The sequence below is a fragment of the Lysinibacillus cavernae genome (assembly GCF_009724685.1).
Taxonomy (GTDB): Bacteria; Bacillota; Bacilli; order Bacillales_A; family Planococcaceae; genus Lysinibacillus; species Lysinibacillus cavernae.
Map to the genome: position 1 here is coordinate 498,368 of NZ_WMEF01000002.1, position 18,421 is coordinate 516,788.

The 18,421-nt window shown below is 36.8% G+C and carries 16 protein-coding genes and 2 riboswitches; of the genes, 14 read left to right on the forward strand and 2 right to left on the reverse strand.

The features are described 5' to 3' along the window. Positions 1-98: 98 nt before the first annotated feature. The 14 genes from GJU32_RS06910 to GJU32_RS06975 all read left to right on the forward strand — a co-directional run bounded on the left by GJU32_RS06910 (position 99) and on the right by GJU32_RS06975 (position 16,038). Positions 99-1,532 (forward strand): bifunctional 2-methylcitrate dehydratase/aconitate hydratase, encoded by a 1,434-nt coding sequence (locus tag GJU32_RS06910; protein WP_155591196.1) that lies wholly within the window; start codon positions 99-101, stop codon positions 1,530-1,532. A 78-nt stretch (positions 1,533-1,610) separates the two neighbouring features. Further along, positions 1,611-2,525, forward strand: a complete 915-nt coding sequence (gene prpB, locus GJU32_RS06915) for a methylisocitrate lyase (protein WP_155591197.1) — start codon at positions 1,611-1,613, stop codon at positions 2,523-2,525. A gap of 10 nt (positions 2,526-2,535) precedes the next feature. After that, entirely contained in the window at positions 2,536-4,203 is a 1,668-nt protein-coding gene (locus tag GJU32_RS06920; RefSeq protein WP_155591198.1) for an acyl-CoA dehydrogenase family protein, read from the forward strand. 17 nt (positions 4,204-4,220) lie between these two features. Then, positions 4,221-5,006 carry an enoyl-CoA hydratase-related protein gene (locus GJU32_RS06925; protein WP_155591199.1) on the forward strand — a complete coding sequence of 262 codons (786 nt, stop codon included), beginning with the start codon at positions 4,221-4,223 and terminating at the stop codon, positions 5,004-5,006. Positions 5,007-5,018: 12 nt separating this feature from the next. Beyond that, a complete protein-coding gene (locus GJU32_RS06930) occupies positions 5,019-6,083 on the forward strand; it encodes an enoyl-CoA hydratase/isomerase family protein (RefSeq protein WP_155591200.1) in 1,065 nt (354 codons plus the stop codon). Positions 6,084-6,196: 113 nt separating this feature from the next. Next, a riboswitch (cobalamin riboswitch) is annotated at positions 6,197-6,385 on the forward strand. A 386-nt stretch (positions 6,386-6,771) separates the two neighbouring features. Beyond that, positions 6,772-7,470, forward strand: coding sequence for a hypothetical protein (locus GJU32_RS06935; protein WP_155591201.1), 699 nt, complete (start codon positions 6,772-6,774; stop codon positions 7,468-7,470). A gap of 313 nt (positions 7,471-7,783) precedes the next feature. Continuing rightward, positions 7,784-7,961, forward strand: a riboswitch (cobalamin riboswitch). Between the two features lie 118 nt (positions 7,962-8,079). After that, positions 8,080-8,304: a glutaredoxin family protein gene (locus tag GJU32_RS06940; RefSeq protein ID WP_155591202.1), complete on the forward strand. Its 225-nt coding sequence runs from the start codon at positions 8,080-8,082 to the stop codon at positions 8,302-8,304. Beyond that, positions 8,301-8,660 (forward strand): class Ib ribonucleoside-diphosphate reductase assembly flavoprotein NrdI, encoded by a 360-nt coding sequence (nrdI, locus tag GJU32_RS06945; protein ID WP_155591203.1) that lies wholly within the window; start codon positions 8,301-8,303, stop codon positions 8,658-8,660. The genes GJU32_RS06940 and nrdI overlap by 4 nt, the downstream gene beginning before the upstream one ends. After that, positions 8,657-10,750, forward strand: coding sequence for a class 1b ribonucleoside-diphosphate reductase subunit alpha (gene nrdE, locus GJU32_RS06950; protein ID WP_155591204.1), 2,094 nt, complete (start codon positions 8,657-8,659; stop codon positions 10,748-10,750). Before nrdI ends, nrdE begins: the two co-directional genes overlap by 4 nt. Further along, a complete protein-coding gene (gene nrdF / locus GJU32_RS06955; protein ID WP_155591205.1) occupies positions 10,738-11,706 on the forward strand; it encodes a class 1b ribonucleoside-diphosphate reductase subunit beta in 969 nt (322 codons plus the stop codon). Before nrdE ends, nrdF begins: the two co-directional genes overlap by 13 nt. Before the next feature lie 12 nt (positions 11,707-11,718). Further along, complete coding sequence (gene dut / locus GJU32_RS06960; RefSeq protein WP_155591206.1) at positions 11,719-12,156, forward strand: dUTP diphosphatase; 438 nt, start codon at positions 11,719-11,721, stop codon at positions 12,154-12,156. Between the two features lie 315 nt (positions 12,157-12,471). Beyond that, complete coding sequence (locus tag GJU32_RS06965; RefSeq protein WP_155591207.1) at positions 12,472-13,167, forward strand: response regulator transcription factor; 696 nt, start codon at positions 12,472-12,474, stop codon at positions 13,165-13,167. Continuing rightward, positions 13,145-15,205, forward strand: coding sequence for a HAMP domain-containing sensor histidine kinase (locus tag GJU32_RS06970; RefSeq protein ID WP_155591208.1), 2,061 nt, complete (start codon positions 13,145-13,147; stop codon positions 15,203-15,205). Before GJU32_RS06965 ends, GJU32_RS06970 begins: the two co-directional genes overlap by 23 nt. 389 nt (positions 15,206-15,594) lie before the next feature. Continuing rightward, entirely contained in the window at positions 15,595-16,038 is a 444-nt protein-coding gene (locus tag GJU32_RS06975; RefSeq protein WP_155591209.1) for an SRPBCC family protein, read from the forward strand. A 149-nt stretch (positions 16,039-16,187) separates the two neighbouring features. Here GJU32_RS06975 and GJU32_RS06980 read toward each other — a convergent pair whose 3' ends face one another. Both GJU32_RS06980 and GJU32_RS06985 read right to left on the reverse strand, forming a co-directional pair. Next, positions 16,188-17,369 carry an MFS transporter gene (locus GJU32_RS06980; protein ID WP_155591210.1) on the reverse strand — a complete coding sequence of 394 codons (1,182 nt, stop codon included), beginning with the start codon at positions 17,367-17,369 and terminating at the stop codon, positions 16,188-16,190. Between the two features lie 18 nt (positions 17,370-17,387). After that, positions 17,388-18,206 (reverse strand): MerR family transcriptional regulator, encoded by an 819-nt coding sequence (locus GJU32_RS06985; protein WP_155591211.1) that lies wholly within the window; start codon positions 18,204-18,206, stop codon positions 17,388-17,390. Positions 18,207-18,421 lie beyond the last annotated feature (215 nt).

Here is an 18,421-nt window from a genome sequence, read left to right on the forward strand (position 1 = left end):
TCAAGTTTTAACTACTCGCCATTGAGCTGATGGGCATTCTGACCAATGCCCATCAGCATACTAGTATATCAAACTCACGTCTTGAAAGGAAGATATAGATGATTAAAACAAATGACATATCTAAAACAGATCAATTACTTACAGATATTGCGGATTATGTAGTAAATACAACAATAACAAGTGAAGAAGCATACGAAACGGCACGCTACGTTTTATTAGATACTTTAGGTTGTGGCATTTTGGCCTTGCAATATCCTGAATGCACGAAACTTCTTGGTCCAGTAGTACCAGGTACAATCGTTCCCAATGGTACACGTGTTCCCGGAACTTCCTATATTCTTGACCCAGTTAAAGGAGCTTTCAATATCGGCTGTATGATTCGTTGGTTAGATTATAACGATACTTGGCTAGCAGCTGAATGGGGGCATCCTTCTGATAATTTAGGTGGCATATTAGCTGTGGCCGATTATTTGAGTCGCGTGCGTGTTGCAGAAGGTAAAGAGCCTATGAATGTGAAAGATGTTTTAGAAATGATGATACAGGCCCATGAAATCCAAGGCATTTTAGCATTAGAAAATAGCTTAAACCGCGTTGGGTTAGATCATGTTCTGTTTGTCAAAATTGCGACAACAGCTGTTGTGACAAAGGCATTAGGTGGCACTCATGAGGAAATTGTCAATGCCTTATCAAATGCTTGGATTGATAATTCAAGCCTACGAACATATCGCCATGCACCGAATACGGGTTCTAGAAAATCATGGGCTGCTGGTGATGCAACGAGCAGGGCCGTACACTTAGCAATGATGGCTGTGAAAGGCGAAATGGGCTATGCAACAGCTTTATCTGCACCGGGCTGGGGTTTCCAAGACGTGCTCTTTAATAAGCGAGAATTAAAGCTTGCTAGACCACTTGCATCTTATGTTATGGAAAATGTTCTATTCAAAGTTTCCTATCCAGCCGAATTTCATGCACAAACAGCCGCAGAATGTGCCGTTCATTTACATCATGAAGTGAAAAATCGCTTACATGACATTGAACGCATTCAAATTACAACACATGAATCCGCTATACGAATTATTGATAAAGAAGGACCTCTCAATAATCCAGCTGATCGTGATCACTGTCTTCAATACATTACAGCTATTGGACTCATTTACGGTGACATTACAGCAGACCACTATGAAGATGATGTGGCCGCAGATCCACGTATCGATGACTTGAGAAAGAAAATGGTGGTCGTGGAAAAATCACAATATACAATCGATTACCTAGATCCCGAAAAACGCTCGATTGCCAATGCTGTTCAAGTTCATTACAAAGATGGCACATCATCTGAATTAATTGAGTGTGAATATCCTTTAGGACACCGTTTCCGTCGTGAGGAAGCATTCCCTCAAATTATTGAAAAATTCCAGCAAAACATTCGAACACACTATTCTCAAAAACAGTTCATTAAAATTAATGAGATTTGTGGTGATAAAGAGCTTCTTGAAAAAAGTGGCGTTCATGAATTTATTAATCTATTTGTTTAACTTCTTTCAGGAAATTAAAGCCTACGGATGTCACGCAATCATGCCGAGGCAAAATGGATTATTAGGAGGGCTTTATAGATGGCGTGGATTGTCAATGAAATGATAACACAAAAACAATTGGCTGAACAATTTCGAACACTCATCTCTCGTTCAACGATTTTACAAATACCAGGAGCTCATGATGCAATGGCTGGCTTAATGGCTAAAAAGGTTGGCTTTGAGGCATTGTATCTTTCTGGAGCTGCCTACACAGCCAGTAGAGGCTTACCTGATTTAGGTATGATTTATTCAAATGAAGTTGCGCAGCGTGCGAGCGATATTATTCGAGCTACTAATTTACCAATGCTAGTAGATATTGATACTGGCTTTGGTGGTGTATTGAACGTTGCACGCACAGCTCGCGAAATGGTAGAGGCAGGAGTTGCTGCTGTCCAGCTAGAAGATCAAAATCTTCCTAAAAAATGTGGCCATTTAAATGGTAAAACACTCGTCTCCCAAGAGGAAATGATACAAAAAATTAAAATGATCAAACAAATAGCCCCTACCTTAGTGATTGTTGCACGCACAGATGCAAGGTCTGTAGAAGGATTAGAACAGGCTATTTTAAGAGCTAAAACCTATGTAGCAGCAGGAGCAGATGCTATTTTTCCAGAGGCTCTCCAAACTGAAAGAGAGTTTAAACAATTTGCAAGTAAGATAGATGCTCCCTTATTAGCCAATATGACTGAATTTGGACAAACACCGTATTATACGGCTAAGGAATTTGAAAAAATGGGCTATTCAATGGTTATTTACCCCGTTACATCCATGAGAGTAGCTGCCAAAGCCTATGAGCAAGTGTTTGACTTAATAAAAAATACAGGGACTCAAAAAGAGGCTATTGAAGATATGCAAACGAGAAGCGAACTATATGAAACCATTTCCTATTACAAATTTGAAGATTTAGATAGTGAGTTGGCGAAAACCATCTTACCTAAAGAGGAAATAAAATAGGAGGGCTATCATGGATAAACTTGAGGACAAAATGGGGATCTTTACACCTGAGGACTTTCAAGATGAGGAAGAGCTCATAGCAAAAACGGCGGAACTCTTCATTAAACAGGATATCTCTCCTAATATTTCAGCTATTGAGCAGCATCAATATGAAATCACTCGTCAGTTATTTCAAAAAGCAGGTGATCTTGGTTTACTTGCTATCGAGATACCCGAAGCGTATGGAGGACTGGCGCTCAATAAAAAAATAGCAGGGCTAGTTGCAGAAAAAATGGGACATGGCGGCTCATTTAGTGTATCTTACAACATTCATGCGGGAGTAGGCACATTACCCTATGTCTATTTTGGAGACGAGTCGCAAAAGCTGAGGTACCTACCAAAGCTAGCTTCAGGTGAATGGATTGGAGCTTATGCCCTGACCGAGCCAGACGCAGGTTCAGATGCGTTACATCCCAAAACAAATGCCATTTTGGCTGAGGATGGCTCAGCATGGGTATTAAACGGTGAAAAACAATGGATTACCAATGCTCAACTAGCAGATATCTTTGTTGTTTTTGCGAAAACAAACGAAGGAATGACTGCTTTCATTGTAGAACGTGCCTTTACAGGGGTATCTGTAGGGCAGGAAGAACAGAAGATGGGCATTAAAGGGTCTTCGACAGCAACTCTTATTTTAGAGGATGTCGTTGTACCAACAGTTAATGTCCTTGGCGAGATTGGAAAAGGGCATAAGGTGGCTATGAATATATTGAATATGGCGCGTCTAAAGCTTGCTTTCTCCAATATCGGAACTGCCAAACAGGCACTTCAATTAGCTGTGAATTACGGTAAGGAACGCAAGCAATTTAACAAGTCGATCGTTGACTTTACAATGATACAAGAAAAACTTGCTGACATGGCCATCTTCATTTATGGTGCTGAAAGTGCTGCATACCGGACAGCTGGAGAAATGGATGATGCCATTGAGTTAGCTAGTAAAGAATCAATGGTTCAAAAAATAGCCGATTTTGCTTTGGAATGCGCACTCAATAAAGTCAATTGCTCAGAAGCACTTGGAAAAATTGTTGATGAGGCTGTACAAATACATGGTGGATATGGCTATATGCAAGATTACGAGATCGAACGATTGTATCGTGATGCGAGAATAAGCCGTATTTTTGAAGGAACAAACGAAATCAATCGTTTAACAATTGCAAAAATGTTATATAAGAAGTATGTGCAGACACCTACTACCTATAATGCTCCAAAGGCATATGAACCAGCGGAAAATAATCAGCAATATATCCAGCTTTCCAATTATTTATTGCAAATAGTCATTGCTGTCATTACAGATGCACAGATTCATCTGGAACAAGAGCAGGAATACATGCGTCTGTTGGCTGATATGGCAAAGGATATTTACGTTATGGAATGTTCTTTACTGAGAACAGAAAAAATCGCATATGAAAAAACGAAACATTTGATGACAGAAATCTTGTGTCAAGAAGGCTATCGTAAAATAGAAAAAAATGCAATTGACATTATTTGCGCTGCTGAAACAAATGAACAAACTCGAAAAACGTGGCTAGATGCTATTCAACAACTAAACATACCGCTACATCAGAATCTCTTTATGAAAAAGCGAGAGATTGCAAGAAGTGTGATCAACAATCCAAAAGCTATAAGTTATTTCTACTAAACAGGAGGGAAACAGTAATGGTCGATACATTTGCAAACGTAAGCAAAGAAGGTTCTATCACGATTATTCATTTAGACCATCCACCAGCAAATACTTTGTCATCAGCATCTATTGAAAATCTTCGTCTTGTTTTCAAAGAGCTAGCTGTGGACGAGGAAACGAGCGCCATCATTGTGACTGGCTCTGGACGATTTTTCGCCGCTGGTGCAGATATTAAGGAATTTGTTTCTGCCTTTGGGCAACAGGAAAGAGCCATGCAAATGGCTGAGGCTGGTCAAGCTCTATGTGATGAAATTGAAGCCATGAAAAAGCCTGTTATTGCTGCTATTAATGGTCCAGCCCTTGGAGGAGGACTAGAGCTAGCGTTAGGATGCCATTTTAGAATCGCCTCAACTAATGCCGTTGTTGGCTTACCAGAGTTAAAGCTCGGTTTACTGCCGACATTCGGTGGTACGCAACGACTTAGTAGAATAACGAATCAAGCAATAGCTCTACAATTAATTTTAACAAGCAAACAGTTAAGTGCTGACGAAGCACTACAATTAGGGATTATTCAACTAGTTAAGGAACCTGAGGAACTTTTGCCAACTGCAAAAGCTATTGCTCAGTCCTTTGTTGAAAATAAAAGTATGACAAGTGTATCTCGTACAATTGAATGTGTCATTCAGGGCGGGAAAGATCACCTCCAAAAAGGACTGGAACTTGAACGAACACGCTTTGCTGAGCTATTTTTAACAGAGGATGCCAAAGAAGGCGTTCAAGCATTTATTGAAAAACGACAGCCAGATTTTAAACATTCGTAGGGGGAATCCAATATGGAAAAAGAAGTACTATTTTCGGTCAGTGACGGTGGCGCAGCAACTATTACGCTGAATCGCCCTATAGCTTTAAACTCTCTTTCCACTGACATGTTAAAGCCCATTGGAGAGAAACTGAAGGAATGGCAAGCAAATGATCAAATCCATCTTATCATCCTAAGAGGTGCTGGTCATAAGGGTTTTTGTGCTGGGGGTGATATTAAAACACTCTATAAAGCTCGATCCAATCAGGAAGCTTACAAAAATGCTGAAGTCTTTTTTGAGGAAGAATACCAAGTAGATATGGCTATCTATCACTATCCTAAACCAATAATTGCATGCCTTGATGGTATTGTTATGGGAGGCGGGGTCGGTTTATCCTATGGGACTAGCCACCGAATCGTTACGGAACAAACAAAATGGGCTATGCCAGAAATGAATATTGGCTTCTTTCCTGATGTTGGAGCTGCCTATTTCTTAAATAAAGCACCAGGGTATGTAGGCTACTACTTAGCCTTAACTGCATCAGTCATCCAAGCTGCGGATGTTCTCTTTGCCAATGGCGCAGATTACTACATGACGAGCGATCATTTACACACATTCCTTACACGCATTGAACAGACAGATTGGCATACAATGGAGACTAACAAAGCTCTAAACCAATTAATTGAAGATTATTCAAGTAAACCATTAACAAACAGCAAACTTGCGAGCCTGCTAAATGAGATTGATCAACATTTCTCAAAACATTCAGTAGAGGAGATTGTAGAATCCTTAGACCATGACCCAAGCGAATTTGCCCAAGAAACAAAGGAGTTGCTTCTGTCTAAATCCCCATCATCGTTAAAAATTACGTTAAAGCAGCTTATAGATGCGCGAAATAAAACATTAGAAGAGTGTTTTTCAACGGATTTAATTTTGGCTAAAAACTTTTTAAAACATGAGGATTTCTTTGAAGGCGTACGTTCTGTCGTTATTGATAAGGATCGAAATCCACAGTATTTCTATAAAACATTAGCTGAATTTACAGATGCTGATATGGAAAAGTTCTTTCAAGATAATAGTGGGACAGTAATGAAGTAAAACAATCTTATATTTAAACCATCTACTATTTAAGAGGTAGGTGGTTTCTTGTATATAGTTATTTTCATAGTGAGTAGACAGCGAGAGAAGTATAATATGATATACTATAAAAAACGGAATAATAGGATAAAGGTACAAATTCATCGCGAGTTTGTTTAAAAGGGAAGAACGGTGAAAATCCGGCGCTGTCCCGCAACTGTAATTAGGAGCACATTTTATAAACCACTGTTATGTGAAGTAATGGGAAGGGAAAATGTGTGATGATCATAAGCCAGGAGACCTGCCTTTGTCTAATACAGCCAAAAACCTACGTGGATAGGGGGTGTTGAGTGTGACAAATAACCTTCATCATACTCATAGTGTGACAACCAAAAAAGGGTCTCTATTAAAGATAGACGACTTATTTTATATTGGTTGCAAAGCTATGTAGTATTTCAGTCATAACTAGCATCTTAACCATAAGGGAAAGATGTTTTTTTTTATGAACGAATAGGAGTGAACAAGATGACATCACATTCAATTTCTTATTATGAAAATCAATTAAAACAGCAAATTTCGGACAAACTTGCTGGTAAGCACATTATTTCATTACAACTTTTGATTACAAGTATATTCATTAAGCACATTTACATATAGAGAAATGGAAATGATGATAGATAAAAAAATCGTAAGAGAAGTGAACTTTTAAATGACATACAAAATAAACAAATCTGAAGACATTATCGACAATAAAATTATTGAAAAAAATGAGTTAATCAATCCTTCAGAATATTTTTTGACCTTATATAGAAATTTGGATAATTTTGAGCTAGAGAGATGTATGGTATTAAAAAATTTAGAAATTTTTTTAAGATGGAATAAACAAACACAACATATTTCGGAAGACAAACTTCAAAAGCTTTGGATGAAGCTAATAAGAAAACATAAATTTTCTCTTGATGAATGGGAAAGCAATGCTGCAAAAACTAATATCCACTCTTACCTAGTGAAAGAACAAGGACATGGTTTACAAAAGTTACTGCGTTTTTACAAGGAACGTCACGGAATAAAATGGTTAGAGAATGCCTTTGATTATGGGTTGACACTGCTAATTAAGGGTGGAGAAATGCCAGGATTAGAAATGTTTTTCCTAACAAATTTAATATGTTACAAATGGGAAATAGATTATTTAGAGGATGCAGATGTACAACATTTCTTTTGTCATTCCATAAACGGGAAAGTGAAAGAAGTCTACGATAGTTTCAGGTCTTACGTCAGAGAACAGAATCTTTTAACTGCTACTAAACTACATAAACTTTTATCCAAATATAATCCTCATTTTCATATAAATTCTGCAGCAACACCTAAATTTTATAAGGAATTGGCCCTATTTATTGAAATAAATTGATATGCATTCAAAGTGTAAAACAGTCTATTATTCTTTAGAATATAGGCTGTTTCTATAATGAATACAACTTAAAAAAAAGATTAGTTTAGGTATTTCACAAAGTATTTGCCTTTTACTATAAATAAATTTTAACAGATAAATTCATACTTAGTTTAAAATATACAATGTGTTTAGGTATAAATAATTAGTGTAGCCTATCTTAAATCACATAACACAAAATACTAAATAATCAAAAATGAAAGAAGTTTCGAATCTAGATTTACTTTTTATTTGAAGGATGGTAGACTTAAGACTATTGAACAACAACTACATATTGTGTTCGTTTCATAAAGGTACTACTACATGTAGTTTAATAGGGAAGTTCGGTACATACCGACGCTGTCCCCGCAACTGTGAAGCTGACGATGATTGAAAAACCACTGTGCATTCGCATGGGAAGGAAATCAGAGAATGATGCAAGCCAGGAGACCTGCCTTTATAAACAAATTAATCATTTCTTCGGGGATTAAGAGATGGGAACGTCGGTATTTTAAGTATGTTAACGTTTCCATTTAGGCTATCTCTCTAGAAGGGATAGCCTATTTTTATTTTACGAAAAGAGGGATTTCTATGAAACTTTATACGAAAACAATCTGTCCAAAATGCCTTTGGGTAAAATCTGAATTACAACGTGCAGGACTTGAAGCAGAAATTGTTAACATTGATCACGATGAACAAGCTAAGCAAACAATTATTGATGCAGGTTTTTTAAGTGTGCCCGTTTTAGAAATGGATGCAACATTTATAGGAGATGCACAGGAAATTGTTTCTCGTATTGAGATGATTGCACAATGATCGTTTACGCTAGTCGTACAGGCAATGTCCGAAATGTTGTATCCAAATTAAAGGCTGAATCTATCGAACTCTCTGAGGAATTACGATTAACTAAGCCTTATCTTTTAATTACGTACACGGATGGATTAGGTGACATTCCAGCAAAAGTGCAACGTTTTTTAGAAAAAAACAGAGATTTTTGTAAGGGAGTAGTTGCTAGTGGCAATAGTAACTTCGGACATCATGTGTTTGGCGCTGCAGGTGAGAAAATTGCTACTACATATCAAGTACCTTTAGTGAGGAAATTAGACTTACGAGGAAATCAAACAGATTATGAAGCGATACAAACGTTTTATGAAATGAGGGTAATGAAATGAAAACCTATTTAAAGCTTAATAATGACGTACTAAATCGTTACAGTACAACTGGGCTATTAGAGTTAGAAAAGGATCGTGAAGCTACGCGTCGCTACTTTTTAGAGTATGTCAACGTACGTTTACGTTATTTTATAGATATCGAGGAAAAAATCCGCTATTTAGTTGATGAGGGCTACTATGAGAAGGCATTTATCGACATGTACGAGATGGAATTTATTAAGCAGTTGTACAAAAAAGCATATGATTATAATTTCCGCTTCCCATCCTTTATGAGTGCTAGCAAGTTTTACGATAGCTACGCCATGAAAAGTCGTGATGGGGAAGAAATCTTAGAAAAATATGAGGACCGTATTGTCATTATTGCATTGTATTTGGCGCAAGGGAACACAGTGCTAGCAGAACGTTCTGTTGAAGCGATGATGGAAGCCTATCAGCCTGCTACACCAACTGCTTTAAATAGTGGGAAGAAAGCCCGTGGCGAATTAGTAAGTTGTTTTAAATTATCAATGGATGATTCTATGAATAGCATTTCTGAAAATATTGGTTATTGTTTAGAGCTATCACGTCTAGGTGGTGGGGTTGGGGTAAACTTAACGGATTTACGTCCTTTAGGTGATCCAATTAAAGAAATACTAAATCGTGCAAGTGGTGTAATCCCTGTTGCGAAACTATTAGAAAATTCTTTCAGTTATTCAAATCAACTTGGTCAACGAAATGGCTCTGGTGTTGTCTATTTAAATATTTTCCATGCAGATATAGAAAATTTCATTTCATCAAAAAAACCAAATGCTGATGATAAAATTCGCCTTGCAACACTATCAACAGGCATTATTATTCCGAGTATTTTCTTTGAACTGATGAAACGTGATAAAGATATTGTATTATTTAGTCCATACGATATTTTTAAAGAATATGGTAAACGTATGTCTGAGATTTCAATTTCAGACATGTACTATGAGCTACTTGATAACCCTAAAATTCGTAAAATTAAACGTTTGAATGCGCGTAAACTTTATACTGAGGTGAAAAAAGCACAATTTGAATCGGGCTATCCGTTTGAAATTTTTGATGATAATGTAAATAAAATGCATCCACTAAAAAATATCGGTCGCGTAAAAATGTCAAACTTATGTACAGAAATCTTGCAAGTTCAAGAAACTAGTGTCATTACAGATCAAGATCAACCGAACGAATATGGCTTAGATGTATCCTGTAACTTAGGGTCCATTGATATTCATGCAGCAAGTAAAGTGAATGATTTCGAAGCCTTAATCGATACGGCTATGCACCTATTAACAAATGTGTCGCAAATGACGCACATCAAGAATGTACCTTCTGTTGCAAAAGCAAATCAATTAATGCATTCAGTAGGGCTTGGCTGTATGAATCTCCACGGACATCTTGTTACTGAGGGCATCTTGTATGGCTCGAAAGATTCTATTGATTTCATGGATCGCTTTATGGAGGCCATGAACTATTATTCACTCAAATCATCTATGGAAATGGCTAAAGAAAAAGCTGAAACTTTCTACCGATTTGAGGACAGCGATTATGCTTCAGGTAGCTATTTTGAACAATATATAAATAAAACTGACGAAGAGCTATCGCCTGTTGTGTTAAAAGCGCTTGGTAATATACCAATCATTACAAACAAGATGTGGAACATGTTAAAGCAAGATGTGATGCAATATGGTCTATTTCATTCATATCGTTTGGCTATTGCACCAACTGGCAGCATTTCGTACATCCGTAGCTGTACGGCTTCAATCTCTCCATGTACAGAGCGTGTAGAAGTTCGTGATTATGCAGATAGTAGAACCATATACCCAATGCCACATTTAACAAATGACAACAGTCATTTATATGTGGAGGCCTATGATGTTGACCCTTATGATTTAATTGATTTATACGCAGCTTCTCAAAAACACGTTGACCAAGGTATTTCAATGACTCTTTATGTAACTGACAATTGGACAACAGAACAATTGGCCAAAGTATACATTTATGCATGGGTAAAGGGGATTAAGTCCGTTTACTATGTTCGTCAACGATTACAAAGCTTAGAGGAGTGTGTAGCATGTCAAATATAATATATGAGGCAGTCAACTGGAATAAGGCAACGAGTGAACTTGCACAAATATTCTGGGACCAGCAATGGAAGCAAATTTGGTTTCCAGAAGAAATTGCAGTCAGCAAAGATATCAAACAGTGGAAAAGCTTTGAGCATCAAGATACGTATAAAAAAGTATTCGCAGGATTAACCTTACTTGATACTGTTCAGACAAATATAGGGATGAATCGTGTTGCCGCTTATACTAACGATTTACAAGAGAAGGCTGTACTAACCGTTTTTGATGCATTTGAGGCGATCCATGCCAAATCATATTCTTATATATTCACAACGCTTTGTACAAACGAAGAAATCGATGAGCTATTTGAATGGGTAAAGAAAAATGAATTTCTACAATATAAAGCGAATAAAATTGCAGATATTTATAACGGTATTGAAGAAGGCGATTCTGAGAGCCTATGGAAAGCGATGTACTCTTCCGTTATGCTGGAATCTTTCCTTTTCTATTCTGGCTTTTTCTACCCACTGTACTTAGGAGGACAAGGTTTCCTAAGAAACAGTGCTGAAATTATTTCTCTTATTTTACGCGACGAATCCATCCATGGTGTTGCAGTAGGATTTTTTGCTCAAAATCTATTTAAGCAATTTTCAAAAGAAAAACAAGAAGCGTTACAATTATGGGGTTATGAATTATTGCTGGATTTATATCAGAATGAAATGAAATATACAGATGATATCTATGCGGAAACAGGGTTATCTCCTGAGGTAAAAGCCTATGTCCGTTATAATGCAAATAAAGCATTAATGAATGTCGGCTTTGAAGCAATGTTCCCTGAAGAGGAAGTTAATCCGATTGTTATGAATGGAATTCGTAATGAAGGCTCCACATATGATTTCTTTTCACAAAAGGGTGCTACCTATGCAAAAGCAAAAGTAGCGCCAATTACAGATGACACATTTAATTTTAATCGCTAAGGATGAAGAAAAATGAACGTAGAAGTAAAAATCAAAAGAATTCACGCTGATGCCATGCTACCTATGCAAGCCAACCCTGGGGATGCTGGGATGGATCTCTATTCCATTGAAGCTACAGAGATACCAGCAGGCGAATCCAAACTAATTAAAACAGGCATACAGATTGAATTACCTAAAGGAACGGAAGCTCAAATTCGACCTAGAAGTGGCCTAGCATTAAAACATAGCGTAACAGTTCTTAATAGCCCAGGCACAATAGATGAAGGCTACAGAGGGGAAATTGGCGTTATTTTAATTAATCATGGTAAAGAAACATTTAAAGTAGAAAAATCAATGCGTATTGCCCAAATGGTTATTCAATTTGTCCCGTCCATTCAATTAGTAGAAGTAAATGAATTAACGGAGACAATCCGTGGAACTTCTGGATTTGGAGCGAGTGGTACAAAATAGGGTTTAAAAGAGAACGCGTTTGTAAGGATTAGGTTCGGTATATATCGAATCTAATCCTTTTTATTTATTCATTTTTAAATAAAGACAAATTTTATTTCACTTTAACGTAACGGAGACTTATTATATAGGCAATTCTTCAAACCACGCCGTATTTAAAGAGGATGGACATAACAATATTTAATGCCTATAGGAAAACACTAAGAAAATCTTAAGAATTGGTGTGCGCGTTTGTTAAGATTTAATTAGTATTATATCCTTATACGAATCCTATAGGGGTGATCACATGAGCCAAGAGAGATGGAGGAGTGAATGTAGTTGAACATTTTGATTTGTGATGATGATAAAGAAATTGTAAGAGCGATTAGCATTTTTTTAGAAAATGAGGGCTATCAAGTATTCAAAGCTTACAATGGTATAGAGGCAATCGACCTTATTCGAGATCATGTTATTCACCTAATTATTATGGATATTATGATGCCAAAAATGGATGGGATTACAGCGACGATGAAGATACGGGAAGATAATATGATTCCGTTAATTATGCTTTCTGCCAAGTCGGAGGATCATGACAAAATACTCGGATTAAATATCGGAGCAGATGATTATATGGCCAAGCCGTTTAATCCATTAGAACTTGTGGCTAGAGTGAAATCGCAGTTAAGAAGGTATACGACATTTGGGAGTCTTGAGGTGGATAGTTATGTACTGCAAACGGGCGGGCTCATGATTGATGATGAACAGAAAGTCATTACCGTTGATAAACAAGAGGTTCATTTGACACCCGTGCAGTATAAAATTTTAAAGCTTCTCACAACAAATGCTGGGCGAGTGTTCACCATTGAAGAGATTTATGAAAAGGTATGGAATGAAAGGGCCATTAATCCAGAAAATACGGTTTCGGTTCATATTCGAAAGATTCGAGAAAAAATTGAGATTAATCCGAAAGAGCCGAAGTATTTAAAAGTTGTATGGGGAGTTGGATATAAAGTTGAGAAAATTGAGAAGTATTAGTCATGCACTCATTACGAAAGTGGTTGTGTTTCTGATTGCCATCGTATGTTTAATTGGTATAGCGAAGGTTATTATCAATCTAGAATTTAATGAGATTCATCTTAGTAGTATCAATCAAGATAATTATTTTGAAAGTCGAGCATTCGCTGATGAAAGTTACAGCCTTATTGCCTCCGTAGCGCAATTAATTGGAAAATACAAAAGTGAAGAGCATATTTTAAGCGGGAAGACACTAACAAAAGAAGAAATTAGAGAAATCGAAGATAATTTATATGATGAATTCCTTTATTCACACAGTTATGATTCGAATTTGAGTGAAGTGGAAAATAAGCGTATCTATCAAGAAAAATATGCAGATGATATAACTAGTAAAAAAGACGAGCACATGCAAGAACAAGTAAGAGCATATTATCGGTTACTCAGCACACTAGAAGAATATGAAGGAATCGTGTTTTATGCAAGTGACGGTGAACATGTATTCTCCAATAGTAAACTAAGTAAGAAAGAGCAATTTGAATCATTTGGTGCATATATACTATTTGAGGATTATCAACAAAAGCTTTATCCAAATGAAGTGAAAGAAAGTCGATACTTGGATTACTTTACACAAGACGTTGAAAAGTTGAATCCACAAACAGACGTCATTTATGTGGCGTTTAAAGATTCTTATTTACAACAAAAAATGTCGGAATGGGAAAAAGACAAAGAGCTTGCCAAAAGATTTCTTAATGCGTTCATTGTATTTCTAGCAGGATTTATTTTATCATTCATTTATTTAATCTTGGTTATTGGAAGAACGTCATTTAAAGATAAAGAAATTCATTTTCATGTCATTGACAAACTATATAACGATCTCAATATTGTCATAGTCGTTTGTTTAATAGCGATGTGGGTAGCAATGATTGTTGAAGTGTTGCATGATATGTACATGCTCCTCACGGTACCTATTTTTAGCATTGCCTTACTGTTGATTTTATCGCTCGTAAAGCATATCAAAAATAGATCATTTTTTCAGCATACACTTATCTATCAAATTCTCAAAAAGGTTTTTCTTTCGGTAAAAAATGTGTTTGATAATGGCAGTATGGCTGTAAAAATCGTGCTGCTTGTCATTGGCTATCCATTGGTAGTTGCGGCAACGTTTTTCGTGTTTCCCGTTACTATGGGTCTAGCTGCCTGGTTTGCTATGAGAAAGGTAAAGTCATTTAACCGCATTAAAGAGGGCGTAGAGCAAATTAAGGATGGGGATCTTCATCATCGAATTGAAGTAGATGGCAAAGGAGAGTTTAGCCAACTTGCAGCAAATATTAATAGCATTACCGATGGGTTAAAAAAGTCGGTGGACAGTGAGATCAAGAGCGAACGTTTAAAAACAGAGCTCATTACGAATGTTTCCCATGATATCAGAACACCTTTAACGTCAATCATTACGTATGTCGATTTATTAAAAATAGAAAACGACCCTGACATGATTGCTGAGTATGTAGACGTATTAGACCAAAAATCGAAAAGACTCAAGCTCTTAACGGACGATTTATTTGAAGCTGCTAAAGCTTCAAGTGGAAGTATGCCTGTTCAATTAGAACGGATTGACATCGTATCATTACTAACGCAAGGTGTAGGAGAAATGGGTGAAAAAATTGAAGCATCTTCATTAGATTTTAAGTTAGCCTATCCAAAAGAAAAGGTGTATATGAAGGCTGATGGTAAACTCCTATGGCGCGCCATTGAAAACTTATTCTCAAATATTTTTAAATACGCACTGCCTGCATCAAGGGTATATATAGATGTTGAAGATTTAGGAAATGAAATACTCGTGACATTTAAAAATATTTCAGCATACGAATTAAATATTTCAGTCGATGAGCTAATGGAACGCTTTAAACGAGGAGATGAATCTAGATCAAGTCAAGGTAGCGGATTAGGGTTGTCTATTGCAGAAAGCCTTGTTCACATCCAGCACGGAAAGTTCATAGTTCAAGTAGATGGCGATTTATTTAAGGCCATAATTTATCTACCAAAATTTCCAAATGAATAATGGAACAAAGGAATAGGTGGTGCTGATAAAAGTAATAGAGATGTTGTTGAGAAATTTCAACGTTCTTCAAATATAGAAAAACAAGATTATGCTAGTTTCAGTTTAGAGGAGTATCATTCACATGTAAGAATGATGCTCTTTTATTGTTGTTTAGAACCTATTTTGGGAATACATTATCATGGAAAGGAACAAATAATAATGCCTTATTCCGTTAAATAGAGTAAGGAAGGAAAAAGTTAAACATTTAAATGTAAATCATGACTATAAAAGGGTAGAATAGTTTAAGACTAGAATTCCCGATACAAAAAAAATTGGTTGGATAAGAAGAATAAGTGCACATTAGATGAAAGCTAGTTTTGTGTAAATAATGTTGATAGAGGTGCTTTTAGATGAAACAATGGACAAAAGAAATAGAAATAAATGCTCCAATTGAACAAGTTTGGATGCTATTTGATGGTTCACAAGAAAATATGCAAAAAATCATGCCTCAAGTAGTTGAACACAAACCGATTAAAATAACTGACGAAGTGGTTGGAAGTGTATATCGTCAAAAATATAAAGAAGGAAAACGGATAGAGGAGTATGATATAGAAACATTAGAATATTTGAATACACCTCATAAGAAAAAGCTAAAAGTAGGTTTTACACTTGCTAATATGTTTGAAATAACAGCCTGTTATGAACTAAGTGAAATAGATAATAATAAGACCTTGTTAAAATATACGGCGACTAATCGTGCTTTAAAGTGGTTTGTAAAATTATTTTTATTGTTTGCTTCTGAAAAAGTAATCATTGAATTTTTAGAACGTGTAAAAAATGTAGCTGAAGCCTAAAGAAATAGAGAGAAGGTAAAAGGGCAGCACGATATTTCTAAATCCTTGAGCTATAAAAAACACCCTACCTCTATTGTTGAATATATCGATTTTCAGTCGAGTATTTCAATATACATAAAGGAAGGGTGTAGGAAGATTTGGGGCTATTACTAGTTTTCTTTAGTAATAACGGCGGTCTCAAACCCACTATTTATTTTTTTGAATAGCAAAATGGCAAGAAGTAAAGCGATGCTTACAGCACCCAAACCTACCCAATTCAAATTCAGGACAGAGGTATGGCTGATGACAAGCCCGCCTAATCCAGATCCCAGCGCAAAACCAAATTGGATGAAGGAAGTATTTATGCTTAGGGCAATGTCTGGATTTCGAGGTACCAGTGTGACCAGAAATAGTTGCTGTGCAGGGGAAATACTCCATGTTGCCAACATAAAAATCATTAAAATCAAGATCAATACAAAGAGATGGACACCCGCTAGAGCGAATAGAAAGAGCGTTGCTCCTTGTAACAGCAGTCCGAGGTAAATTGTGAATTTCGATCCCCTTGCATCTGCCAATTGCCCGCCCACTCTTGATCCAACGAAGCTGCAAATGCCAGCCAGGAATAGAATGCCACTAATTTCGGTTATGGAAAGAGTGGATGTGGCTTGCAAGAAAGGCGTAATATAAGTGAATAGAGTAGCATATCCACCTATATAAAATAATGTAATAGCCAAGGCAGTTACTATTTTTGAATCTTTTAGAATGGAGAGCTGCATCCTGATGGTAACCGTTTCTTTTTCCTTGATTACCGGAACCTTTTGATAGACGATTAGCAATGGAAGAATGGTTAATAAACCAATCAAAATAAACAAAACTCTCCATCCAAACATCTCGCTAAAATATGTGCCGATCGGTACCCCTAGCACAAGTGAGCTGCTTAGGCCCATCAAAATAATGCCAATAGCACGGCCTCTTCTTTCTTTTTCAACCAGTCGAGTGGCTACTGCCATGGCTACAACTGTAGCGATTCCTCCACTAACTCCTTGAATAATTCGTATCCATAGTGCGATTTCATAAGAAGGGCTTATAAACATCAGTCCATTGCTGACAATGAACACACAAAGCGTTACCATGAGCAACTTTTTACGGTCCACATTAATCGTTAGGGCGATTAGAATTGGAGCGACAATGGCTGCAGCGAGGGCAAATACAGTCACCAACAACCCCGCTTCAGAAATAGTTACTCCAAAGTCTACCGCGATCATTTCAATTACTCCTGTAATAATGTATTCAACAGTTCCGATTAGAAAAACAGCAAGTGCTAGAACATAGATGATCAGATTTCCTTTCAACTCAATTCACTCCTCCAGTTAGCTTGTTATAATTGGAATTTGTATTTCCATTAATTGTGCATCTTGTGTTGTAGATAATGGCAAATATATTTCCCTACCAGGTTCGTTTTCTTTAATCTGATAGTTATTTTTCACAATCCATTTAGCTAAATCAACACAGGCTGTACAAGCAAAGTTAGAATCCGAACGAAAGGCCATTGTGGCCATCATCGGCTCAGGAGGCAGAGTCCGTAGTTGGAATGTATCTGGGAATGATGGAAGCTCCCGAGTTAAAAAATAACCGACTTCAAATTCAAATTCATCCTCTTTTTCATCAATTTCTTTCCATAAAACGACCTTAGGACTTTGAGTCAATTGGCGAGTTTCCTTAGTTAATAATTGATTAAATGTACGAAATAGGTCTGGAATGTCTTCTTCTCTCCCGCGCGCTTTCAAAGAAAGGAACTGCTGAGCACCTTCTGCTTTAATCCTGATTTCTTGTTCTGATTCCACTTGCCCCTCTCTTTCTATAAGTTGCATACGCTCCTCAATCCGGGCGAGCTTGGCTTGTTCCATATCGATAATTTGCTGAATTTCACTTTTTTTCAGCTTAAACATCCCTTGGATTTCCTTCAACGTAATCTCTTCGTGGAGCAAATGTATAATTTGTGGCAAGGTAAACCCCAATTCCTTATAGATAAAGATTCGGTTGAGCTCAAGAAGCTGGTCTGCTGAATAATAACGGTAGCCTGTGTCATGATCCACCTTTCTCGGCTTTAATATGCCAATCTGATCATAATAACGCAATGTTTTTAAGGATACTTTGCTTAGCCTGGAAAACTCACTGATTTTAAACAAAATATCACCTCCAATCTATAACGTAATGAAAGTATACAGTTTCCCGTGCAGGGGAAAGTCAAGTGTGCGAAGTTTTCATTCTAGCAGGAATAAGTTTGGTTTTTATCAACGCTAGTACCAATACTTATATATAGGATTTTTTGCTTGCTTTGAAAAGGTACTTCTTGAAAAACTTTTTTCTAGTTTTAAAAAATTGGACGTAGCGTTCTGTAAAC

What these genes read in the sequence shown, in the direction of transcription:
- GJU32_RS06935 (WP_155591201.1), top strand. Translation starts at nt 6,772, where the DNA reads ATGACATACAAAATAAACAAATCTGAAGACATTATCGACAATAAAATT.
- nrdF (WP_155591205.1), top strand. Translation starts at nt 10,738, where the DNA reads ATGTCAAATATAATATATGAGGCAGTCAACTGGAATAAGGCAACGAGT.
- dut (WP_155591206.1), top strand. Translation starts at nt 11,719, where the DNA reads ATGAACGTAGAAGTAAAAATCAAAAGAATTCACGCTGATGCCATGCTA.
- GJU32_RS06930 (WP_155591200.1), top strand. Translation starts at nt 5,019, where the DNA reads ATGGAAAAAGAAGTACTATTTTCGGTCAGTGACGGTGGCGCAGCAACT.
- prpB (WP_155591197.1), top strand. Translation starts at nt 1,611, where the DNA reads ATGGCGTGGATTGTCAATGAAATGATAACACAAAAACAATTGGCTGAA.
- nrdE (WP_155591204.1), top strand. Translation starts at nt 8,657, where the DNA reads ATGAAAACCTATTTAAAGCTTAATAATGACGTACTAAATCGTTACAGT.
- GJU32_RS06920 (WP_155591198.1), top strand. Translation starts at nt 2,536, where the DNA reads ATGGATAAACTTGAGGACAAAATGGGGATCTTTACACCTGAGGACTTT.
- GJU32_RS06940 (WP_155591202.1), top strand. Translation starts at nt 8,080, where the DNA reads ATGAAACTTTATACGAAAACAATCTGTCCAAAATGCCTTTGGGTAAAA.
- GJU32_RS06910 (WP_155591196.1), top strand. Translation starts at nt 99, where the DNA reads ATGATTAAAACAAATGACATATCTAAAACAGATCAATTACTTACAGAT.
- nrdI (WP_155591203.1), top strand. Translation starts at nt 8,301, where the DNA reads ATGATCGTTTACGCTAGTCGTACAGGCAATGTCCGAAATGTTGTATCC.
- GJU32_RS06975 (WP_155591209.1), top strand. Translation starts at nt 15,595, where the DNA reads ATGAAACAATGGACAAAAGAAATAGAAATAAATGCTCCAATTGAACAA.
- GJU32_RS06925 (WP_155591199.1), top strand. Translation starts at nt 4,221, where the DNA reads ATGGTCGATACATTTGCAAACGTAAGCAAAGAAGGTTCTATCACGATT.